Source organism: Persicobacter diffluens, assembly GCF_036244895.1.
In the GTDB taxonomy this organism is placed as follows: Bacteria; Bacteroidota; Bacteroidia; order Cytophagales; family Cyclobacteriaceae; genus Persicobacter; species Persicobacter diffluens.
This window is the reverse complement of the sequence record NZ_BQKE01000001.1, coordinates 2833384-2857117: the sequence shown is the minus strand read 5'-3', so window position 1 is coordinate 2857117 and position 23734 is coordinate 2833384. Positions and strand designations below refer to the sequence as shown.

At 44.2% G+C, this 23734-nt stretch carries 18 protein-coding genes and 1 pseudogene; 11 read left to right on the top strand and 8 right to left on the bottom strand.

Annotation, left to right across the window (positions count from 1 at the left end; all coding sequences use genetic code 11):
* The first annotated feature begins 130 nt into the window (after positions 1-130).
* From AAA970_RS11530 to recO, 3 genes are read left to right on the top strand one after another with little or no spacing between them, the layout of a single operon-like run.
* Entirely contained in the window at positions 131-742 is a 612-nt protein-coding gene (locus AAA970_RS11530) for a thymidine kinase (RefSeq protein ID WP_338237229.1), read from the top strand.
* A complete protein-coding gene (gene porZ / locus AAA970_RS11525) occupies positions 702-2939 on the top strand; it encodes a type IX secretion system anionic LPS delivery protein PorZ (protein WP_338237228.1) in 2238 nt (745 codons plus the stop codon). Before AAA970_RS11530 ends, porZ begins: the two co-directional genes overlap by 41 nt.
* A gap of 6 nt (positions 2940-2945) precedes the next feature.
* Entirely contained in the window at positions 2946-3644 is a 699-nt protein-coding gene (gene recO / locus AAA970_RS11520) for a DNA repair protein RecO (protein ID WP_053405751.1), read from the top strand.
* A 136-nt stretch (positions 3645-3780) separates the two neighbouring features.
* Here the strand turns inward: recO and AAA970_RS11515 are convergent, their stop codons facing one another.
* The gene (locus tag AAA970_RS11515; protein ID WP_338237226.1) at positions 3781-3951 is read right to left on the bottom strand and encodes a hypothetical protein; all 171 of its coding nucleotides are present in this window, start codon (positions 3949-3951) and stop codon (positions 3781-3783) included.
* A gap of 253 nt (positions 3952-4204) precedes the next feature.
* Between AAA970_RS11515 and hisG the strand changes: the two genes are divergently transcribed.
* From hisG to hisB, 4 genes are read left to right on the top strand one after another with little or no spacing between them, the layout of a single operon-like run.
* Complete coding sequence (gene hisG / locus AAA970_RS11510; RefSeq protein ID WP_053405750.1) at positions 4205-5065, top strand: ATP phosphoribosyltransferase; 861 nt, start codon at positions 4205-4207, stop codon at positions 5063-5065.
* A 4-nt stretch (positions 5066-5069) separates the two neighbouring features.
* Complete coding sequence (gene hisD / locus AAA970_RS11505) at positions 5070-6359, top strand: histidinol dehydrogenase (protein ID WP_338237224.1); 1290 nt, start codon at positions 5070-5072, stop codon at positions 6357-6359.
* Between the two features lie 5 nt (positions 6360-6364).
* Positions 6365-7432: a histidinol-phosphate transaminase gene (gene hisC, locus AAA970_RS11500; protein WP_053406934.1), complete on the top strand. Its 1068-nt coding sequence runs from the start codon at positions 6365-6367 to the stop codon at positions 7430-7432.
* Positions 7433-7477: 45 nt separating this feature from the next.
* Complete coding sequence (hisB, locus tag AAA970_RS11495; protein WP_338237223.1) at positions 7478-8581, top strand: bifunctional histidinol-phosphatase/imidazoleglycerol-phosphate dehydratase HisB; 1104 nt, start codon at positions 7478-7480, stop codon at positions 8579-8581.
* Positions 8582-8904: 323 nt separating this feature from the next.
* Here hisB and AAA970_RS11490 read toward each other — a convergent pair whose 3' ends face one another.
* Positions 8905-9504 carry a hypothetical protein gene (locus AAA970_RS11490; protein WP_338237222.1) on the bottom strand — a complete coding sequence of 200 codons (600 nt, stop codon included), beginning with the start codon at positions 9502-9504 and terminating at the stop codon, positions 8905-8907.
* A gap of 255 nt (positions 9505-9759) precedes the next feature.
* Here AAA970_RS11490 and rsgA point away from each other — a divergent pair, with 255 nt between their 5' ends.
* The 3 genes and pseudogenes from rsgA to AAA970_RS11475 form a co-directional block, all read left to right on the top strand.
* A complete protein-coding gene (rsgA, locus tag AAA970_RS11485) occupies positions 9760-10821 on the top strand; it encodes a ribosome small subunit-dependent GTPase A (RefSeq protein ID WP_338237220.1) in 1062 nt (353 codons plus the stop codon).
* 229 nt (positions 10822-11050) lie between these two features.
* A complete protein-coding gene (locus AAA970_RS11480; RefSeq protein ID WP_338237219.1) occupies positions 11051-11644 on the top strand; it encodes a hypothetical protein in 594 nt (197 codons plus the stop codon).
* An 808-nt stretch (positions 11645-12452) separates the two neighbouring features.
* Positions 12453-12716: pseudogene (locus AAA970_RS11475) on the top strand (CPBP family intramembrane glutamic endopeptidase); the annotation flags it as partial.
* A gap of 291 nt (positions 12717-13007) precedes the next feature.
* Here the strand turns inward: AAA970_RS11475 and AAA970_RS11470 are convergent.
* Positions 13008-13334, bottom strand: coding sequence for a hypothetical protein (locus AAA970_RS11470; RefSeq protein WP_338237218.1), 327 nt, complete (start codon positions 13332-13334; stop codon positions 13008-13010).
* 527 nt (positions 13335-13861) lie between these two features.
* On the opposite strand from AAA970_RS11470, the gene AAA970_RS11465 reads away from it, so the two are divergent.
* Positions 13862-16624, top strand: coding sequence for a family 14 glycosylhydrolase (locus AAA970_RS11465; RefSeq protein WP_338237217.1), 2763 nt, complete (start codon positions 13862-13864; stop codon positions 16622-16624).
* 487 nt (positions 16625-17111) lie between these two features.
* Here the strand turns inward: AAA970_RS11465 and AAA970_RS11460 are convergent, their stop codons facing one another.
* From AAA970_RS11460 to AAA970_RS11440, 5 genes are all read right to left on the bottom strand, one after another.
* Entirely contained in the window at positions 17112-17669 is a 558-nt protein-coding gene (locus AAA970_RS11460; RefSeq protein WP_338237216.1) for a DUF4199 domain-containing protein, read from the bottom strand.
* 19 nt (positions 17670-17688) lie between these two features.
* Complete coding sequence (locus AAA970_RS11455) at positions 17689-18204, bottom strand: DUF4199 family protein (protein ID WP_060686997.1); 516 nt, start codon at positions 18202-18204, stop codon at positions 17689-17691.
* A 67-nt stretch (positions 18205-18271) separates the two neighbouring features.
* The gene (locus AAA970_RS11450; RefSeq protein WP_338237215.1) at positions 18272-19531 is read right to left on the bottom strand and encodes a dihydroorotase; all 1260 of its coding nucleotides are present in this window, start codon (positions 19529-19531) and stop codon (positions 18272-18274) included.
* A gap of 96 nt (positions 19532-19627) precedes the next feature.
* Positions 19628-21631, bottom strand: a complete 2004-nt coding sequence (locus AAA970_RS11445; RefSeq protein WP_338237214.1) for a BatA domain-containing protein — start codon at positions 21629-21631, stop codon at positions 19628-19630.
* Positions 21632-21760: 129 nt separating this feature from the next.
* Positions 21761-23602 carry a hypothetical protein gene (locus AAA970_RS11440; RefSeq protein WP_338237213.1) on the bottom strand — a complete coding sequence of 614 codons (1842 nt, stop codon included), beginning with the start codon at positions 23600-23602 and terminating at the stop codon, positions 21761-21763.
* Between the last annotated feature and the right edge of the window lie 132 nt (positions 23603-23734).

Here is a 23734-nt window from a genome sequence, read left to right as displayed (position 1 = left end):
TCTTCCAGGCCTAAAATTTCTGGGGGAGCCGTAACCGAAATTCCCGCATTTTCAATATTCCCTCGAGAGAATATTCGACTTATCTTTGTCATCATATTCAGATCACATTCATTTTAAACGTTCAACATCTATGTTTATTGAGCCACATTTTGGAGGCATATCTCAGGCAGGCTGGGTAGAGGTAATTTGCGGATCCATGTTCTCTGGAAAAACCGAGGAATTAATTCGCAGGGTTAACCGTGCATTAATTGCCAAACAAAAAGTGGTCATATTTAAACCTAGTATTGATACCCGCTATGCGGAAGAAGAAGTGGTTTCTCATAATGCTAATGCGGTGGTGTGTAAGCCTTTACGTGCAGTGTTGGAAATTTTAGACCATGCCGACGACTACGAAGTGGTGGGCATCGATGAAGCTCAGTTTTTTGGAATGGAGCTCGTTGAGGTGGCTAACAAATTGGCAAACCAAGGGAAAAGGGTTATTTTAGCCGGACTGGACATGGACTTCGAAGGAAAACCTTTCGGTCCAATGCCGGGGCTGATGGCTACTGCCGAATTTGTCACCAAGGTAAATGCCATCTGCGCACAATGTGGCTCGGTGGCTTCCTATTCATTCCGCATGACTGCCAACGAAGAACAGGTAGTTCTGGGGGAAAAAGAAGCATATGAGCCTCGTTGTCGAAAATGCTATAACGAGGGAATGAATGAAAAGAAAATCAAGACTGCGCAAGAGGATACGCTCTAGTATCTTTGCCGTATTTTTTGGCTGGGCCGCTCAGGCGCAGGATATACCCACCGGTAGCTGGCGGACACACTTCAATTATTTAAAGGCCACCTTAGTGGCCGAAGGGCCAAATGAGGTTTATTGTGCGACCGCCAACTCCCTGTTTTATTTCGATCAGACCGCCGGGGAATTGAGCCCGGTCACGGCAGCCGACGGGCTGAGCGAAAATACCTTCACTTCTCTTGCATACGATGCCCGCCACCAACAATGGTTGATTGGCTATGCTTCTGGCGGGATTGATGTAATTAGCCCGGAATCTATTCAGACATTTTCAGCCATTAAGGATGATCCTCGTCCGGTCAATAAGGAAATTCGAAATTTTATTTTCAGGGGAGATACTACCATCGCCATATTGCCTTATGGCGCCATTCTATTTGATGTTGACAGAGGGAATGTTATCGCCTCTGTGCGAGATCTGTCCCCGGAAGGGGAGTTTCTGGAGGTATTTGATGGGACCCTCAAAGGCGATAGTTTGATTTTGGCTACTGCCAGTGGCTTGTTGGGGAATGATCTTACCGGTCAGTCGAATATCCAGGACTTCAATAGCTGGAGGCGCTATGCGCAGGAATGGAGTCATCCGGAAGCCGCTACCCAGGCCGTGACATCGGATGGGAATCAGCTATTTTGGGCAGAAGCCAATAATCTTTTCACCTATGCTGAAGGGGTACAAACTATTGGGCAAAGTGGCCAAAGTGTCACGGATCTTCAGTTTCAGCAAAAACTTCAGGTGGTCGATGGTCTTTCCATTTATGAATGGGAAAACCAGGAGTTGAAAACCATTGAGGCTGGAGTGCTGGCTCCACAGCAAATTGCCGGAAGTGAAAATTTGCTTTGGATTGCGGACCATGAGCAGGGATTGGTGCGTAAGCAAGGTGATCAGGAAGAGGCGCTTACGCCATCGGGAATTTCGACCCCTATACCTTTTCAAATTAAGTCGAACCACCAAAATATACTCTCTTTTGTGGGAGGTTATAACAATGGTGTGCCCGCCGGAAATGCTGGTGCATTTGATGTTTTTGATCAGGGAAGATGGCAAAACTTTGATAGCTGGCCCTCGGGCGTAGAGGTAAACGATATTGTGGATGGCGCCTGGGTGGTGGCGGAGGAAGCCTGGTATTTAGCCACCATGGGAAATGGCCTCTGGAAAGTGGATGTGGAAGGTAATTTCGAACAGGTAGAAGTACCCGGGCTCTCCAATAATAGCCGATTATCCGCTTTTACCGATGACCGTTTCGGTAATTTATGGTTGGCACAATATAATGCCAGTCCGGCACTTTGGGTAAAAGCTCCTCAGGAGGAGTGGAAATCTTTGAGTAGTGAATCCTTAGTGATTTCAGAAATATTGGTCCATCCTTTCCAAAATGTATTGATGTGTAGACTGGATCCGGAAAGGTCTTCCGGGCTTTATGTTTATGATTTTGAAAATCAGCAGTCTAAAATCTTAAATACCAGCAATGTTTCCGCACTTCCTGATGCCAATATATTGGATATGGATTTTGATGTAATGGGGAATCTGTGGCTGGCAACGCCCGAAGGTATTATCTTTTTGCCTAATACGGATTATTTCAATGGTAGCATCAGTGCTGTAAGACCAATTTCCAACGGATTTCCTATTTTCAATGGCAAGCAGGTGAATACCGTGGCGGTGGATGGTGGAAATCGAAAATGGTTGGGTGCTGATGATGGTTTATTTCTGTATTCTAAGCCGATTACGGATTTTAGTAGTAATTCTGATATCGAATTAATTTCGGAGTTTAACCGCGACAATAGCCCTTTACCTGCCAACAAAATTTTAAAATTGGCGGATGAATCACGGAGTGGGGAAGTGTTTATTTTGACGGAGGCAGGAATGGTTTCCTTTCGCTCAGATGCCTCCGCGGGTATTTCTCCCCAGGGGGAAGTGAAAATATTCCCGAACCCGGTCAGGGCTTCTTTCTCCGGGCCGGTGACGATCAATCAACTTTCGGCTGATGCGACAGTAAAAATTACCGACCTCAGTGGTCGATTGCTATTTGAAACCGTGGCCAACGGCGGAACTGCCAGCTGGAATGGTTCCACCGCCTCCGGAGCACCTGTGGGGCCCGGCATTTACCTGGTTTGGGTGGCGCAGGAGGATGGTACCGATGCGGCCGTAGGTAAGGTTGCCGTGATTAATTAGGGCTGTATGAGTAACTTGCATAAAACCCGCGGAGTGGTGCTGAACTATATCAAGTACCGGGAGACCTCCATCATTGTCCGGATCTATACTGAGGCTTTCGGGATGCGCTCTTATGTGGTGAACAGTGTGCGGAAAGCCAAGACTAAAAATAATAAGATAGCTTTCTTTCAGCCTTTAACGCTCCTGGATTTGGTAGTCTATGAGCGTCCCGGCTCGGATTTAAACCGAATATCGGAAGTGAATATTGCTTATCCGCTGCAAAGCATTCCTTTTGAGGTCATGAAGTCTACTGTGGCTTTATTCATCACAGAAGTTTGTGCCCAACTGCTTCGTCATGAAGAAGCCAATCCTCAGATGTTTAATTATTTATTCTTAAGTGTGCAGGCTTTTGATCAGATGGAGGCACATTATGAAAATTTTCATCTTCAGTTTTTATTAAAAATTGGTCAGCCTCTTGGGCTTGGGGTGTCCACTGGTGACCAGATCATCGCGGAAGTAATTCAGTGGGCCGATGATCCGGAAATTGCTAAACAGGAAAAAGAAATGCTGGAAAAACTGCGTTCCTATTCCTTTGGGCAGCACATTCCCATGAATAACTATATCCGAAGAACCGTTTTGGATCATTTACTTCGTTTTTATCGGGAGCATATTGATGGTTTTGGGGAAATACAGTCCATGGCCATTTTAAGAGAGGTACTTTCCTAAAGTTACTTTTCTTCCAAAGGTCACATATCTAATTCTATTGGTTTGACTAAGGGCGGAATCAGCGCTCCGCGAAATTTTATTGAAAATGAAGACAGGTTAAAGGTTTTAATTTGATAACCTTTAGCCTGTTTTTTTGTCATTTTTTCAAAAAACCATTGGATTTAAAAAAATCAGCTCCTACCTTAGTCGCATCTTCTAAAGAATGATGAACACCATAGCGAACATATCGACCTATTCTGTTCAGGGCATTGACCGCCTTGCAGTTCGCTGTGCCCACACTTTTCATCATACTTTCCATCATCATCATTCCTCTTTTTGAGGAGTGTATAATTTTTGAGGTGCCTTCACATCCAGGATGTAGCCCTCAGCCTAACGACCAAATCCGGATATTTTTTTAAAGAACAGCCTTGTAGCGGGTGTTTTGTTATAATCCAATAGTATTTCGGATTTATCCTAATTTATCCATAATTTTTAATGTTAAAGTCGGGTTGTTTCCCGCAGGTCTGCATTTTTTGCAGATGATGGAATAAGAAATTTTATATCCTTAATCATATTATTACATGAGTACTGTATTGCGTTTGGCCGTTCAGAAAAAAGGCCGTTTATCAGAATCTTCTTTAAGCTTGTTGAAAGAGTGCGGGGTGAAATTTTCCAATAATGATCGCAAGTTAAAAGCCACTTCAACTAATTTTCCGATCGAATTTTTATTTCTCAGAGATGATGATATTCCGGATTATGTATCCTCCGGAGTGGCTGACATTGGGATTGTAGGAGAGAATGAGGTCGCGGAAAAAAAGAAAAATGTAGACCTTATTAAACGTTTAGGTTTTTCTAAATGCCGAATTTCCCTGGCGATTCCTAAAGAGGTTGATTATGAGGGTTTAAAGTATTTTCAGGGAAAGAAAGTAGCGACTTCCTATCCGGTAATTCTTCGCCAATTTTTTGAGGAGCAAGGAGTAGATACTGACATCCACACCATTTCTGGCTCTGTGGAAATAGCCCCGGGCATTGGCCTGGCTGATGGTATTTTTGATATCGTATCCTCGGGCTCTACCCTGATCAGTAATGGGCTCAAAGAAGTAGAAAAAGTGTTTTTCTCTGAGGCGGTTTTGGTCGCTAATCCAGGGCTGGATGCCGATAAGCGGGCCATTTTGGATCGATTATTATTCCGCATAGCGGCGGTGCAGGAAGCACGCAATTTCCGTTATATCATGTTGAACGCCCCGGAGGAGGCGCTGAAGAATATTGAGGAGATCCTTCCCGGCGCCAAAAGCCCCACGGTCACGCCACTGTCTACTCCGGGTTGGGTGTCACTGCAGGCCATCATTCAGGAAGATGAGTTTTGGTCCGTTATTGAGGATATTAAAAGTGTGGGAGGGGAGGATATCATTAGCCTTCCGATAGATAAAATGATCAAGTAAGGGTATGAAGATTTATCAGGAACCGGAAAAAGAACAGTGGGAAGCGTTGTTAAAACGCCCCACCCTGGATCTTTCGGAAATATACGGACGCGTGCAGCCCGTGCTCGAGCAGGTGCGGGACAGGGGTGATGAAGCCCTCAAAGCTTTTGGTTTACAGTTTGACGGGGTTGAGCTGGACAGCTTAGCGGTAAGCGCTGAGGAGTTTGTGGAAGCAGAAGCTTTGGTGGAGGAAGAGCTGAAAGATGCCATTCAGCTGGCCGCTGCGAATATTGAGAAATTCCATGCGGCACAGGCACGTCCGGTGATGGCAGTAGAAACGATGCCCGGAGTGAATTGCTGGCGGAAATCCGTGGCCATTGAGAAGGTGGGCTTGTATATTCCGGGAGGCACAGCGCCACTTTTTTCTACCGTATTGATGCTCGGGATTCCTGCTAAAATTGCGGGTTGTGGGGAGATTGTCTTATGTACACCTCCCAATAAGGAAGGGAAGGTGCATCCGGCGATTCTCTTTACCGCACAGCTTTTAGGCATTGATCAGGTCATAAAGGCGGGTGGGGCGCAGGCGATTGCTGCCATGGCTTTTGGTACGGAAAGCGTGCCTCAGGTTTATAAAATTTTCGGGCCCGGAAATCAGTATGTCACGGCGGCCAAGCAGTTGGTCGGGCAAATCACTAATGTGACCATTGACATGCCGGCCGGCCCTTCGGAAGTACTGGTTTATGCAGATGAGGCGGCCAATCCGGCTTTTGTAGCCGCAGATTTATTATCTCAGGCCGAGCATGGAGTTGATTCCCAGGTCGTATTAGTTACCAACAAAATGGCAGTGGTCGAGGCCGTGCAGGAGCAAGTGACCCTTCAACTGGAGACTTTGCCAAGGGCGGAAATTGCAAAAGAAGCCCTGAAACATAGTCTCGCCATCGTGATGGAGGAGGAAGCGCAAGCGCTGGAGCTGATCAATACTTACGGGCCGGAGCATTTGATCCTGCAATCTCAAAATGAAGATGCTATGGCGGAAAAAGTGATCAACGCAGGCTCCGTATTTATTGGGGCCTATACGCCGGAGTCTGCCGGAGATTATGCCTCGGGAACCAACCACACCCTTCCGACGAATGGTTATGCTAAAAATTATTCAGGCGTATCTCTGGATAGCTACCTGAAACAGATTACCTTCCAAAAAATAACTGAAAATGGTATAAAAAACATTGGCCCTGCTATTGAAAAAATGGCGGCCAGTGAGGAACTTAATGGGCACGAAAATGCAGTCACCCTTCGCCTAAAACACTTAAAATCCTAATGCCCATGTTTAATTTATCGAAATTAGTTCGTCCGCACTTAAAATACCTGACGCCTTACTCTTCCGCCCGGGATGAGTACAGTGGTCATGCCAAGATTTTTTTGGATGCCAATGAGAATCCATACGGTTCTGTGGGAGGAGCTTCCTATAATCGATATCCCGATCCGCTTCAGGCGAAGGTCAAAAACAAGCTGGCACAGATAAAGGAGGTAAATCCTTCCAATATCCTATTGGGGAATGGAAGCGATGAAGTGATTGATCTTCTTTTCCGTACTTTTTGTGTACCGGCAGAAGATAATGTGATCATCATGCCGCCTACTTATGGGATGTATAAGGTGTGTGCGGATATCAACAATATCACCGCCCGCCGTACGCCTTTGACGCGGGATTTCTTTATTGATATTCCGGAGGTGAAGGATCAGGTGGACGAAAGAACCAAGTTGATTTTTGTTTGCTCTCCCAACAACCCTACAGGGAATTTATTGCAAAAGGAAGCCATCATTAATCTTTTGGAGAACTTCCAGGGATTAGTCGTGGTGGATGAGGCCTATATTGATTTCGCACCCGGGGCAAGTATGTTGCCCTACCTGAAACAATACCCTAATTTGGTGGTCTTACAAACCTTTAGCAAAGCTTTCGGTCTGGCAGGTATTCGCTTGGGGGTTGGCTATGCAGCAGAGGCAGTGGTGGATATTTTGAATAAGGTGAAGCCACCTTACAATATTTCAGAGCCAACGCAGGAGTTGGCCTTGGAGGCATTGATTCGCTACTCGGAAAAAGACCAGTACGTGAAAGAAATCCTGGCGGAACGTCAAAAATTGGAGACGGTTTTTCAATCTATGCCATTGGTAGAAAAGGTGTATCCCTCGGATGCCAACTTCCTGATGGTTCGGACGAAATCACCCAAAGAGCTTTATCAGTTTTTATTACAAAAGAGCATTGTGATCAGAGACCGTTCCAAGGTCAGATTATGTGAAGGCTGTCTGAGAATTACCGTAGGAACACCGGAAGAAAATAAACTATTGGTAGAAGCCCTGGAGGCCTATCAAAATGGAGAAATCGCCGAGGTATAAAAGCACATGGGGGAGCTGAGACACTCCCCGATGCAGGTAAACGTTATGAAAAAGAAAGTATTATTTATAGACCGAGATGGCACCATTATCGTGGAGCCGATTGAAGACGAACAGGTTGATTCCCTGGAAAAACTGGCTTTTTTGCCCAAAGCATTGTCTAACCTCAGAAAGATAGCCGAAGAGCTGGACTATGAGCTGGTAATGGTGACTAATCAGGATGGGCTGGGGACGCTTTCTTTCCCGGAGGATACCTTTTGGCCCGCCCATAATAAGATGATGGAGATGCTGGAGGCGGAGAATATTCACTTTGCCGATGTTTGTATTGACCGCACTTTTGAGCATGAGGGAGCTGATACCCGCAAACCGGGGACGGGATTACTGAAAAAGTATTTTTCTGAGGAATATGATCTGGAGAACAGTTTTGTGCTGGGAGACCGGGTGTCAGACATTCAGCTGGCGGAAAACCTGGGGGCGAAAGGCATCTTATTGCTGGACGAATTCAAAGATGAAAGAGCGGTGCTGACTACCACCAACTGGGATGAGATTTACCGCTTTCTTCGCCTGCCGGACCGGAAGGCCAGCGTTCATCGTAAGACCAATGAGACGGATATCTTCATCGAGCTGAATCTGGATGGCAGTGGACAGGGGAGTATTGATACCGGCCTGCCATTCTTTGATCACATGCTGGATCAGGTGAAGCGTCATGGTAATTGCGACCTTACCGTAAAGGTGAAGGGTGATTTGCATATTGATGAACACCACACCATTGAAGATACGGGACTGGCCCTGGGGGAGTGTTTTCGTCAGGCTTTGGGAGATAAAATGGGAATTTATCGCTATGGATTTCTATTGCCTATGGATGACTGCCTGGCGCAGGTGGCCATTGATTTTGGTGGGCGCCCGTGGATGATCTGGGAAGCGGAATTCAAAAGGGAGAAAGTAGGCGATTTGCCAACAGAAATGGTGTTCCATTTCTTCAAGTCTTTCTCTGATACTTCCTTGACGAATCTGAACATTAAAGCAGAGGGAGATAATGAGCATCATAAGATAGAGGCTATCTTTAAAGGTTTTGCGAAAGCGATTAAAATGGCCGTGGCCCGCGATCCGCAGACTTTAAATCAATTGCCATCCACCAAGGGTGCGCTTTAGTGACGCATTTTTAAGGAATAGGATAGAAAAAAAGACCGGTAGAGATGCCGGTCTTTTTTTATAATGAATCCGAATTATTTACTGTTAAATTTTTTTGATTCGAGTTATGATGTTTGTCGTCAGGCTCTTATGGGGGTGGTTTTTATAGTCCCAATTTGTGAAAGCTTGCTTTCTCCTCCTTCATCTGCAGTGTTGAAAAAAGCTCGAAATAGGAAACTATACTTTCCTTTTACCCGCCCTGCAGCTCAAAAGAGCATTTAAGCATGAATTGTCCGGGCAAAAAGCCGGAAATCAAGTTTTTAATTACCCGTAAAAGGAAATGCTTACTTTTTGGCTTTATTTTTCTTCTTTTTCTTGGGTTTAGCATCAATGGCGAAGTCTGCTAATTCTTCAATTTCTTTCAAAACCAGCTCATGTTCCTTCTGCAGATAATCAGCCTTTCTTCCCAGATCAGAGACCGTGCTTACCTCATTTCTTTTTTGATTCAGGGCATCATTTATTTTTTCATGAATAGGCTGGAAAAAGCGGGCATCAGAGAAGGCATTTTTATTTTCATACAAGGCTTTACGCAGTTTTCTGCTATACAACTCCACCAGATCAAATTCATAATTACCTAAAGCTACCATATGTTGTGCATTGGTGCTATCATTCGCAATAATGGTAGAGGAGCTTTTCCTGAAGACTGTTTTTACCCTGTTGTTGAAATTTTTTGTAAAGGTAAATTCCGCAACGGTCATTTGGTAGGAGAACTCCATTTGTGCACCAGTCAAATACAACAGGTTATTCATCGAAGGATCTACTTTGCTTTGAGGAGATTTAAAATCAGTTAATTGTAATTTTTGATTGGGCTTCCATTCCAGCTGATCTTGAGCAAATACATTCAAGATCGCCATACAAAAAAGTAAGGTGAAGGTGGTTTTCATTATAAAGAGGTAAATGTTAGTCCTTTCGGATAGTTACTAAAAATCATTTTGTCAGGATTGCCGCGTTTTTTCTCAAAAAGAAATTTCACTATATTTGCACTCTATGCCACAATCGTTACTGGTAGATATTGCCCTGTAAGACGCTCCCCGCGTCGTTTTTTTGGAAAATACCTTTTCCCAGGGCAAGTTATATCTAATCCATTTTATCAATATTTTAAGAGTGCGTAGCATTACGCTTCTAATATAATTACAGTAATGATTAAAACCTTAAAAGAATGGGGCTTTCCCCAAGCTTATCAAAATATATTTCCAGATTTTATTCCGGCACGCATTATCCGTGCACATCGCCAAAAATATGAGGTGGCCTCACCTGCAGGATTGTTTCAGGCAGATTTGGCGGGTAAACTGATGTTCCTGGCAGATGATCCCTCCGAGCTTCCGCAAGTCGGGGATTGGGTGGCGATTCAGCCCTTGGATGATACGCATGCCTACATCATGGAGCGATATGAGCGACGGGCTGTATTGAGTCGGGCAAAAGTGGGTGGCTTTGGTAGTGAGCAGGTTTTGGCCGCTCATGTGGATCTGGCGATTATCGTACAATCCATGGACCAGAATTATAATCTGAACCGGCTGGAGCGCTATTTGGTGCAAATTAGGGCTTGTGAAATACAGCCGGCAATATTATTAACCAAATCGGATCTCTGTACCCCGGAAGAGTTAGCTCAAAAGCTACAGGAAGTGCAGCAGATTGCCGGAGAGGCCAGGGTTTTGCAATATTCCTTATTTCAGGAAGATCTAAACCCCATCCTCGATTTATTGCCTGCCGCGCAGACGGCCGTAGTGGTGGGCTCTTCCGGAGTTGGGAAATCCAGTTTGGTGAATCGGTTATTAGGGCAGGAGATCATGGAAACTTCCGCTATCAGCCATTCGAATCAAAAGGGCCGACATACCACCAGCCATCGTGAATTGGTGCAGCTGTCCAATGGTGCTTTTTTGATTGACACACCCGGTACGAGAGAGTTTGGTTTGAGTCAGAGCGGTGAAGCTTTGGAGATGACCTTTGAGGAGATTGCGGAACTGGCCGATTCCTGTAAATTCCGGGGATGCAGTCATCAACATGAGCCAGGATGCGCGGTTCAGGAAGCGTTGGAAGACGGTCGGCTGGAATGGCGCCGGTGGGAAAGTTACCAAAAGTTACAGCGGGAACAGGAGCATTTTGCGATGGACAAGGTGAACCGCCGCAAGAAAGATAAGGCTTTGGGGAAAATGTACCGGGCCATACAAGGCGAAAGCCGGAAGCGGAAAGGCCGTTCTTAAACCGAAAATTGCATGCTAAATCCTCCTTCACCTGTAATGGAGGGAAAATGAAGGAATGAAGCGCTATTTCGAGTTTTTCCAACAAAGCAGGTGGATGAGGAGAAAGCAAGCCCACCCGAATTGGGTGATAATAAAATCAGTAAAACCACTCAAAAATGCTGATTGTGAGGTTTTAGGGGAGGTTATGATTATGGTTGTGTATATTTAGGTGTTATACACAATGAAGACTATGGTCGATAAACGTAAACTATTTCTTAATACAAATCTTCGCTGCGGTGGCTTCTATGAATTATGTATACAAGTTTGTCCAAGTATAGAATCAAAGCCTCTTTACAAATATGACAACTACATTTGGAGTCTTCCCAATGTTGAGGGACCTTATGACCAAAATTTCAATCAAATAGCTTTAGAACAAAAACCTTGGATGGAGTATCAAGGTATCCTAAATCTTGAAAATTATTCAATTCCATTCAAAACAATCAACATTAGAGAAGATGACCCAATTGAAACAGGTTTTAATTGGTTTGACATATGTTTTTATACAGAAGCCATAGAACAAGTATTTGGGGGAGACTATAATACATGGGAAGATATTCCTAAACCTCCTGAATTATTAAAAAGATTTCTTCTAGAGACTGTGTCGAACTTATATAAAGAGTATAGTTTTGAACTTGGGCTACTTGGTTTTGAAGTTTCAGGACAATACTACTTGGACGACTTAAAGAAGAAACTATCAAAAATGTATTTCACGGAGTTTTTTGTTGGAAAAGAAAAACTGACCAGTATTTTACCTGAAAACAAAAAGGAGATTAATGTAATTTGAAAAAGTGTATAACACTATATATACAGCAAATAGGGCGCTCAGTGGTTAACGAAAGTTCCCTGTTATTTACAAACATCTATGCGGAAGTTAATAATAGGTCTTATAGGTTTTCCTCAAAAGGTAGTGGGGTTAAAAATCCGTCCTGTAAAAGGAGTAGGGTAGTTTTGGCTTTACCTTTTACAAAATAGAATACAGGAGATCATGACGGAAATAGGTTCAATTTCCACTGAGAAATTGAAGATTAAAGGTGTTGTGGTCATTAGCTTATTTTCATTAATCCCTTCTTCTAAAGTCTTTTTAAAGAGGTTTTTTTAAAGAATAAAGAGCGAGAGCCAGCCTTTGTATCCAAAGTTTATTTTGCTACCTTCATGCAGTCACCATCTTTTCTTTTGCATGAGTTTTAATGATGATTTTTTTAGAAGCCTTATTGTAAGTCTGATTTTCGGCTTTTCCTGCCTTTACCTTATTTGGTCATTTCTATTAAATTGAAATCCATATGCTATTATCGGCGGAATCCCTTGCTGATAGTGCTTGTGGTGATGCTGCTCCACCTTTTGAGCCAGTTGGTACTGGCCATCACATTGGGTGAGGGAGAAACCGGAGCATCATTTGATTTGAAGTTATGTATAGCCTTTGGGTTTTCGGCCCTCTTGCTGGGGCTTTTTTCCTGGCTTAACGGAAGCCTCAGGCTTTTCACTCAGGGGCAAGTGGGAAAACTTAACTTTTTTGCAGGGCTTTTTCTTTTTATGCTTAATGGCATAATTCAGTATTTTTGCTTGCCGGTGAATGATTATACCTCAATTTTTTATCCATTAACCCCCTGGTGGAAGAAATGGTGCGTGCACTTTCTGTTCCATTGCTTGAAAAGACCGGCATGAAGCATTATTACATCATTCTGATCATGGGGGTGATTTTTAGTGCCTATCATTTTCCCGATTCTTTTGGTTATGCGGTCTCCATGGTTTTTCTAGGAGGTTTGCTGACCTGGCTTTATCTGAAAGAACGCAATTTGATATCTCTGGTATTGGCAAATGCTGCCTGGAATTTGCCTACCATTTTAATAGGTTTTTAGAAATTGCTTAGTCGAATTATACGATTATTAATCCTGTTAAAGCTACGGGGCCAGAATATGCGGGATAAAGGTTCTAATTCAATTTCAATCAAATGAAGCAAATGCATCTAGAGAAAGTAAGCTTACTCAAATTTGCGCTATTACAAATAGGTATTCACTGTTGTATTTGATTGAAAAAAAAGGCTTAAGGTGAGCTACTTAATTTGGTGTTAAAATGCAAAAAGGAATCTGTAATAGGATGGTAAGCTTGTGGGTTTAAAGAAAACGGTACTTTAAAGTCAGTGCGAAGGCTTATGCTGTTGTCATAATTAACCGCCCCTCTCTACGCACCTTTCGGTCTACATAATGTCCACGAATAAATCCAACCGCTATCCCTACAGGAAGGGCGATCAACAAAAAGGCAAGCTTACCGCTTAACAACAATCCGACAAAGCCCAAGGGTAAACCAATCAATCCGCAACAGGTGCCGGAGTACAGGTTTTGGTGATAGTCCTCGGTGTAGAGTTTCATTTCTTTCTTAGCCAGGCGGGTCAATTGGCGGTAGCTTTTGTTAATCTTACGGCAGAGTCGTTTATCCTGATCATCCAATTGATTCAGTTGTTCAACATGCCTGTTCATCTCCTGAATAATCAGATCACTCGGTGTTCTTCTCAGAAGCTGTTCAATAAGGATCGCCAGTTTGAAAATAGCCTTCTGATAACTGCGATCAGTTTTAAGGCTTGGGCGGTCTTAAAGTGTCATAAGTTCTGTCAATGAGTTTTGGACCGGTAAGTTAGACATAAAATGCGAAATTTTTGTGCGCCATATTTTATTAAATAATTGTCTTCTCCTGAAAGCCAGAAGCTGTATGGATAATAGTGCAAAAAAGGAGAAAATCCCTTATCGTGAAATTGTTGAATTTCAAAAATCGCCTCAAATAAAGCGGGAAGAATTATGAGCCTTTTAAGTGCTGTTTAAATGCTTGTTAAAGATGTGCTTAGGAGGGCAAATAATTGCTATAAATTTTGATGTATTAGCTCCTTTTTCTCTTATTGTTCCGTTAAATTCCCAACGAAATTGGTTCATAGTGGATATGATCGAAAGAAGGAAAGCTTTGTGCAATAGACGGGGAGGAATCAATTCCAGGTACTAAAATAATTATAGCCATGAGTACCCCAAAAAGAAAAACTTTTGAAGTAACCGCACCACTCAGTGTGAGATTATATGCGGAAAGTGCTATTCTCAATCAGGAGGATTGGCGTCTTTTCGAACAATGGACGAGATCTTTAGCAGAAATGGGAGTAGACGCGGTCGTTGTGCCCATTTCCTGGGCCACCGTAGAGCCGGAAGCCAATGTGGATTTAAGAGATCCCGATTCTGATATCGCCTTTAACTGGTCCTATTATTTGAAGATTGCCGAAATCCTGAAGGATAACCGGATCGGCTTTGTGCCGGAGTTCAGCTTTCACTTTCAGGCCGCCAATCCGGAAGATGTGGAGAACTTTGCCTACATGCAGCCCATACCGGAATGGGTGTGGGGGTATTTGCTTACCCGTGAGCCGGGCTTGCAGCGTCTTAGTGATTTGAAGTATGTGTCCGAAACCGGAGATTCTTCTTTTGAAATGTTGTCGCTTTGGGTGGATGACTATGCCCTGCCCTTATACCGTAATGTGATGAAAAGCTTCCGGGAAACTTTTCGGCCACTGGGGATCAATATTCCCAAAATCATGGTCGGAATGGGACCTAATGGGGAGCTGCGCTACCCTAGCTTCAACTTCCACGACTGGGGTGCTTACCCTAATCGCGGCACTCTTCAATGTTATTCTCAACCTGCTTATCGTAGTTGGCAGTCCTGGTTATTGGAGAATTATGGCACTTTGGAAGCCGTAAATCAAGCCTACGGTACAGAATGGGAGAATTGGGCTGCGGTGAAGTTGCCCTGCCCGGAGCATGATATTTTTGAGGGCAAGCAATATATTGAAACCCAGTTTGGTCGTGATTTTAGCAGCTGGTATAATGGGGAGCTGATTAATCATGGAAGAAAAATGCTGGAGATGACTTTCGATGTCTTCCGTCATGAACCCTTCAATAAAGCCAAGGTTGGTTTCCGTCTGCCCGCAGTGCATTGGAAAATTAGTGACCTCAGCATGCCAAGGGTAGCCGAGGTAACCGCGGGTATTATCGCTTCTCATGCAGCACTGGATATTGGTGATCAGCGTGAATATTACCGAACACTGGAAGGTATAGTGCCCGAGCGTTTCAGGAATCAAACGGTGGTGCACATTACCTGCGTAGAAAAAGAAAATAAAGATTATAAAGGATTCTCCCGTGCGGAAGATCTTAGCCGTTGGGTGGCAGAGGCTACTCATCGTCTGGGAATGCGCGTGGTGGCAGAGAACGGCACCAAAGGTGGGCTGTTTGATAATGTAGGCTGGAATCAGCTAGAGAAGGCCATGTTTGATACTGCCGAATATGACGGGCTGAATGTAATCTCCCTGCGCAGCATTTTTGAAAACGAACTGGCCAACAATCGCCTGCATCGCATGCTGGAGCAGGCCAGGAGTCAGAAGGCTTTTTCTCCTGTGAAGCGGAAGTCTTTCCGGGTGATGGGGCCCTTGCATTTATCTGCAGCCAATGATCGCCGCATGATCCAGCGTGATAACTGGCAGGAGTTTGATCGACAGCTTCGTTTGATGAAGGATGCCGGAGTGGAAGCTGTTTCCATCGACGTTTGGTGGGGATTGGTACAGCAGCAGGGCGCGAACCATTTTGATTGGAGTTATTATGACAAAGTGGTGCAACTTATTCGCCTTAATGGGCTGGACTGGGTGCCGATTCTCTCCTTCCATCAGGCAGGAGGTAATGTGAATGATGACTTTACCCAGTGGACGCCGGTCTGGTTATGGGGAGAGTTGTTGCAAAAGAACCCGGAATTGTCTCTTTCGGATATTCAGTATGTCAGTGAGTCCGGCGCCGTTTCGGTGGAGTATGTGTCCCTTTGGGCGGACGAATATGTCATGCCCTACTACCAGAATTTCATGGCAGCTTTCCGCGAGCGCTTTAAGGCTTATGAGGACATGACTGCGGAGATCAACATCAGCTGCGGGCCTGCAGGAGAGCTGCGTTATCCCTCTTATAATTCCCATGACTGGGGAGATTATCCTAACCGCGGAACCCTGCAGTGTTACAGTCGTCTGGCGGTGGAGGATTATCGCCGCTATCTGGAGAAACAATATAGCAATATTCAGGAGCTGAATACCCATTGGGATACCAAGCTGCTGGGCTTTGAAGAGGTCGTAATGCCTAAAGATCCGGATGCTTTTTTTGAGGAACAACAGTACTTCAAGACCGTTGCCGGTCGTGATCTGATCAATTGGTACCACAGTTCTTTATTGTTGCACGGTCGGAGAATTTTAAAGATGGCGCTGGACGTCTTTTCCGGGGAACACTTTGGTTTAACTCCGCTTGGTTTCAAAATTGCCGGAGTGCACTGGAATATTTCCAACCCACAAATGCCTCGTGTCTCTGAGGTGACTGCCGGCCTGGTGAATGCCCATCCCCATATGAACAGTAGCAATCAGCGGGAGTATTTGGAGATGCTTAATATCTTAATTGATAAGGAAGATCGGGATCGTCTGGTGGTTCACTTCACCTGTCTGGAGAAATTCAATAAAGACCATGAAGGCTTCTCCCGAGCAGAAGACCTCGTAACCTGGGTGGCAGATGCTGCCGGAGAATTGAAAATTAATCTGGCCGGCGAGAATGCTACCACCTATGAACTCTCCACCGGGGAAGGCTGGTCACAAATGGAACGCGCCCTGACCCGAACCAACGGCTATGATGGACTGACCATCCTCCGGATTAAGAACCTGCTGGATACCGAATACGGCTTCAGTAGATTTAAAGAGCTGATCCGTAAGCTGGGATAAAAAAAGGAATAAAATGTAAACGCTCCGGTAACATAGGCTTATCGGAGCTTTTTTTTTAGGGGCAGCCCTCCTGACGTCGGTCGGGCTTTCGGGAGTCGCTTTTTTTGCGAGCCGCTACGCCTTTAGGCTGCAAAAAAGAGCTTCGCAATCCCTCTATCCCTCTGCCGAATGGACGTCCTTGAATGGGACTGTGGTAGGCGGGAGGTAGCCCGAACGAGGCTGGCTTTAAGCCGGATTGTGAAGGCTAAAAGCCTCCTTTAGCGGCAATGCAGGAAAAAGGAAGGGTTCGTTTCCTAATTCAATTTTTTCCAAGGAAGCAGATGAATGAGGAGAAAACAAGTCTGACCAAATCTGGGCTAATAAAAAAATCAGACAGCCCGGGTTAATCATGAATGATTTGGTGACAAGAGATTGGGCTTTTGTCTGCAAGAACAAGAAAGCCCTGTTTAATGGAAAAAACAGGGCTTTGGGTAAGATCGTTGGTGGCTTATACCTCCTTTTCTTCTTTTTTCATGATTGCTGCTACAATGGCTCCGATGATTAAATAACCAATAATTCCTCCCATTACGCCTTGTAATGTGGATGCTAAATAACCGGCAGGATCTTTTAATTTACTATTTAATTCTTCAATAGCTTTATCAATTTGAGCTTCTGGAGCTCCTATGTTTTCAAGAAAGGAAACAGTTTCTTGAATTTGTCTGTCAATTGATCCAGGGTCAATCACTGTCCCATATAGGTATCCAAATAAACCGGAAATGATGGAACTTACCACAGTAATAATAGCGACTATGGCAAAAGCATCTCCAAATTTAATTAATCCCTGATTTTGTTTTTTGAAGGCTTTTATGCCCAGCACAAAAAAGAGGATTGATGAAAAAACTCCCAATGCGATTATGCCGAATTTTATGCCCATGCCTGGGAAATTTTGGCCAGCAACATTCAGTATTATTCCTACAATAGAAAGCATTATTCCATACCGAATCCCTAACTCCTGCTTCAGTTTTGGGTTTGCCTGGGCAGTTTCTTGATTTTCAACAGTCATCATAGATAAAAAATTTATTGATTTATTTCTTTCTGAGTAGGAAAGATACAAAAATAGATAAAAATAAACCAATAATAAGATTCGTCCAGAGGTAATTATTGATGGCCAGATTCAGGGCACCAAAGCTTTTGATCTGCTCAATTTTTTCTTGTGCAAAGCCTTCAACCCCAGCATAATCATTGATCTGTTCCATATTGGTGGAGGCCACCAGCAAGCGGGCCTCTTTCTCCATTTGGAGGACCTGATCGTTATATTCAAAAAGCAAATAAAGGGTTAGTGAGCTGCCTACTGCAATCAGGCAGTAAGTGATGAAGCCTACTGCTCCTCCCTGCCAGAAGTGTAGCTTTTTTCCCTGCTGACTTCGCAGTTCAAAGGCTGCCCCAAAGATGAAAGCAAAAAGCATGATAGCATGCAAAGGTACCGGTAGTGCCATGGGGGGATTTTGAAAAACAAAAGCCAAGGCAATATAAGAAGTGGCAAATACCAAGGCCCCGACTGCTCCATAGCGAAGGCCGGTTTGAATAAGTGGTTGGTTCATTGATTGTCTGTTGATAAAAATAAAAATACCGACTCAGGTAAAGCCGGTATTTTGGGAAATAAAAATGTTAATATTCAATATGGTACTGACCGTTATTGAAAGTGGCCTTCACACGGCCGGTCAGTTCCTGTCCCCAATAGGGGTTATTTTCTGATTTTGATTGGTTAGTGCTGGCATCTAAAGTCCATTTACTTTCCGGATCAAAAAGGGTGAGGTTCGCCTGCGCCCCTTCCGCAATGCTAGGCACCTCCATTCGTAATAATTCTCGTGGGGCGATGGTCAGTTTTTCCAGCCAAAGTTCCATTTCTAATCCGGAATTTAGCATGCTGTGCAATAAGGTTTGCTGTCCTGCGATACCGGCATCCGCCAAATCAAATTCGAGTTGCTTGCATTCCTGATCTTGTGGTTGGTGAGCAGAAACTACCGCATCGATGGTTCCGTCTTTCAGTCCTGCGATCAGGGCTTCCTGATCTTCCTTGGAACGGAAAGGAGGGAATACCTTCAGATTGGTATCAAAGGTGTGCAGGTCTTCATCGGTGAAACACAACTGGTGGGCAGCAATGTCGCAGCTTACCTTTAAGCCCTGTGCTTTGGCTTCCCGAATTTTGGCTACGGCCTCTTTGGTGGATATGTTGGAAAGGTGGATTTTACCTCCTGCATATTCTAATAATTTCAGATCACGGATCACCATCAGCTCTTCGGCCATGGAAGGAATCCCTTTCATGCCTAAAATAGTGCTCTCCACGCCTTCATGCATTAAGCCAAACATCGACATCCATCGATCTTCCGGGCGGTTCATCAAAATACCATCAAACTTTTGTAGGTATTGCAGGCTCTTTAAAAGAATATCACTATTGTAGAGTGGTTTGTTCCCCTGAGAGAAACCTACAGCTCCCGCTTCATGCAAATCATTGATTTCGGTGAAGTCTTCTCCTTTCAATCCCTTGGTTAAAGCACCCAGGGCGTGTAATTGAACCAATGCAGTGCGGTTGCCGGACTGAATATAGCGGATATCATTTTTAGTCTGAATAACCGGTTCGGTTTCCGGTACCAATGCGACTTCAGTAAATCCGGAAGCTTGTGCCACCGCTCTACCGGAGTACAAATCCTCTTTATGCTCTAGTCCCGGGTCACAATAGTTGGCCTGTAGATCAAACCAACCAATGGTCAGGATCATCCCCTGAGCGTCAATGGTTTCATCAGCCTGAAGGGATTGCTGAGATATTTGGGCGATTTTTCCCTGATCATCTACCAAAACATTAGCCGTCTGGCCATGAAAGGAGGAGCCGGCATCCATAATCCGGGCATTTTGAATGAGGATACTCATTGGTATTCGTTTTTCTTTTTTCGAAAAATGTTTTTCAGCTGTTGAAGGCTAAAGGTACCGTTTTTTTCGAAAGAATGAGGTTTTCAAAAAATCGGGCTATTTCCAATAGCGTATCAGTAAGCTTTCAAAAAACAAAAATAATAAAGCTAAGGCAATGAAGTATACCCAAAGCGCTTTTCCTCGATAATTTTCATCTAATCTTGCTTCCAGCTGCTGTTCATTTTCTACAGAAATGATCTCAACTCCCTGATTTTGAGCCCAGGTGGAAAGATCTTCCGCTGAAATAGATTTTAGTAAAGATTCTTCCTGTGGGTAATTAAATGCCAGGCTGCTGACCGTTTGCTGCTTTTCATTGACCAGCTCATAAAAACCGGTACCCAAAGCAAAGCGTGGAAGCTCCATGATCAGGCGGTTGCCCATCCATTGCTGTGCAGGAATCACTTCCTGCTCATCATTTTTTAGCCTTAGGAGCTCCTGATTGTAGGTTTCCAAACCTCTAAGTTGAATATTGGCGTCTCGTAGGGAATAATACAGTTTAGTACTTCCTTGTCGGCTCTCATTGGCCAGCTTATACATCACCGGAACGAATAGCGCCTGTAAATGAAAATCCGAATAAGCGGCATCGATTGGGCTGGCCAGGGCGGTCAATTTTCCTGAACCCTGAATCTGGGATGCCAGAAAGGCATCTCCGGTAGAGAATTTTAAATGGGTCTCGGGAGTTTTCATTGGGGCCACTACGGTTTGAGCAGAGAACATCCGGAAATTTTTCTGCTGTCTTTCAAAGACATTTTCAAAAAACGGATCATTAAGGTCTACCGCTTGAAGGGGCATTTTTTTGATTTTATCCACCGGGATAACGGTCACGAATGGCGCTAATCGTTTATAAGTGTTCGCTGCGGCTGTTTCCGAAGGAATAATCAATAAGTGGCCCCCTTTATCCACCCATTGTTGTAAAAAGCTTTCTAAAGAAGGGCTGATGTTGACCACGGCATTCAGCACAATGAAATTAGATTTTTCCAGTCTGGCATAATCCAGAGCAGTGGTTTTCATGCTTTCAAATTTGAAAAGGTCCTCATTTCCGAAAACCCGCTCAATGGCTTGGGAGGCCTGATTTTCATAAATTTCCACGGTTTCCACCGGAGGAGATGGCTGCAGCACCAGATAGCGCTCATTATCAAAAGAGACGGGGAATTCCTCAATCACTACCTTCACTTTGGCCGGGGCCACCTGCATCGGCACATCAAAGGTAACGAGTTGTTGTTCTCCGGCCTGTAGGTCAATGACGGTGGCCGATGACTGAATATCATTGATGAGCATCTTAACCGGAAGGTCATTATAATTTTCCTGCCCGGCATGTTTAAGGCTAATGGTAAGCTGATTCTTTTGCTCGGGCAGATAATAGGGAGTGTTCAAAAACACCGAATCAATTAAAATATTTTCCACCTCCGGGCTGGTCACCGGTACAAGTTTTAATTGAATCAGGGAGTCCAATTGCAGGGCCGCCAGATTTCCCGCAGTGGATTCCTGAAAGTCGGACACCCAGTAAAAGTCAGCCTCCGGTTTTTCATCATTCCATTCTGTTTTTTGGCGTTGGTAAATTTCCGGGAAGGATCTTTCAATGGCCGAATGCCTGACTTCCGTTAATTTCTCATCCAGTTGTTCTGCCGAGCGATTTACTCTTGCTTCGGGGCTGAAGTCATTGGTTAATAGCTGGAATTTCGTTCCCTGAGGATACATTTTCAAAATCCGCTCCACATAGGCAACGCCCATGTCCAAAGCGGTGGTATTATCATCCACCTTATTGCTCATGCTCATGGAATTGTCTAGATAAATGTAGACCATCCGGCTATTGAGCATTTCCTCTTTGGCCGGAAGCATGGGTTGGGTAAAAGCGATCACCAAAGCAGCCAGGGCCAGCATCCGGGAGGCCATGATCAGCAAATACTTTAATTTATTTTGACTATGGGTGACTTTTTTAGCCTGCGAAAGGAAGCGGGTATTGGTAAAATATACTTTTTTGGCCTTCCTGAAATTAAACAGATGTATCAGGATAGGGATGGCGAGTAAGCCGAGGCCAAATAGCATGTATGGAAATAGCATAATCATGGATTGATGGTGAGCTTGGACGAGCACAAAAAATGCAAAACATTAAATAAATGCACTAATGCGACCAAAATAGCAATAATTTGCGATGAGTAAACAGAATATTCAGTATAAAAAAATCTCTTATTAATCATCCCTTATTAATTCTTTGACTGCCTGCAGCAAGATTTGGTTACGTTCTAAGGAAAGATTGTCATCAATGGACTGATGATCTGATAAAGAAGTTTGGAAAGATAGTAATGGAAGGGAAGAGAAGTTTGTGTTTGCACTTTTTCGATGAATTTGCCAATGGAAAAAAGGGAAATCAAATTGTTGCCGGCTTTGGGTAAAGGTGATCGGGACATCGCTAATGGTTAGCAGGATAACGCCTGCTGTATTCTTGAGTAACCATTCTTCATGATATTGTAAAAACTGTTCCAGCTGTAGATGTGATCCAAATCTACGTTGGAGCAGGGCATCAGCTCCCAGCAAAAACTCCGCTTGTAAATTAGCCAGCATACTTTCGGTGGATGGTTTTTGGTAGGAAGCATTTATCCATAGTTCGGGCAGCAAGCCTGCTTTTTCATCCTGCCGATATGCTTTAGGGCTTTTGCTTAACATTCCCCGGGTATATTCATGTAGCTTTTTTTCAAGGACCTGATCTTTCCTCCTGGCATTTGGGCTCACCCATGATTTCAAAGAGGGGACATTCTGAAGCAGGAAATTAAACATCATCGGGTTAAAAATCTCCCTTTCCAAATCGGTCCGATAAGCCCTCTGACTCAGGTTAAGGTTGTATCCTGACTGTTTTCGGTGAAATAGTTCTCGGTAGTAAGCGGCGCCCAGTAGGCCGCTGCCTTGTCCGCTAATGGCAAAGGTATGGTTTAATATGGAGTACTGCCGCTTTTGATCCAAAGCCTGTAGCGCACTGAAAGTCCACACAATACTGGATTGCCCCTGTCCCTCACATTGTATCAGTAAAATATAAGGAGGCGTTTTTTGAAATTTGGATCTCCATTTGATCAGGCGGATTCGTTCTTCATTTTGTTGAGCGGTGGTGATGCTGTAGTTGTTGTGATGTAAAGGGGAAGGAAGGCGTTGAGTATACAGCAATAAAGTAAGCAGTAGGAGCAATATCGAGGATGCCCAGCGGCCTAACCAGTAGGTGATCGCGGCAAAAAGCAATATGGCCATGGCCATCAGAAACAGCATGCCCGTAGCAGCAGGTAGATGGAATTTACTGTCCAGAGGTAATTGAATACTAGCCTGAATGATTAGCAATATGAATAGGGCTAAGAGGAGCAGGTTAAGCTGATAGTTCGACAATTTTTGGCTTTTGAAGGATGGCTCTTCCCAACCCGATTCATCTAGGTAAATCTTTTGGAGGCGCAGGTTGAAATACCAGCTAACGGCAAGAGGCTGCCTCTTTTGGCTTTGTTCCTTGGTGTTTGAAGGGTTTTGCTTTTTTATTGAATACAGTGGCTTTGATATTGAACGATGTTTAATAGGATTGATAATAGGATGCTCAGCAAGCACATACAGTACTGCCTGGGTCAGGATGGCAAAGCAGGGAAGTAATAGGATGCTGACTAAAGCGGATAAGGGAAGTTCGCTCAGGTGAGTAAACAGTATAATAATATGCGTACCGATTAACAGTACCGGGAGGAGGGCATTATTAAGCGAAAACAGACTGAGCGGTCTTTTTTGATTAAAAATGGAGGGAAGTCGATCGCTGAGAAGTACAAATAAACTCACTTGCCAGGCGGTGATCAGGCAGCCCCAGCCAATGCCGAGAAAGATGAAACTCCAACCATTAATTTGACCTTTAAAAAAAGGTTCCCACAGGAAGATGCCCATTTCTCCACCAGTGGCCATGGGGAGAAGTAAAGCTCCAAACACCAAAATAATAGGCAGGTAAAAGAGTGGATACCGAAGGAAGCTTTGCCATAAAAGGCTCAAGGGTAAACTAAGGGGTGTTTTTGGGGACATATACAGGAAAGTAGTCTATAATATTCATACTCCTGTGGTAACGGAAAGGGTACGGAATTTCACCCGAATTCTCGTTTCAAATTTCGATTCCTGACTCAAGTGATTGATTGGCAACCTATTAGGTTGTTGTTT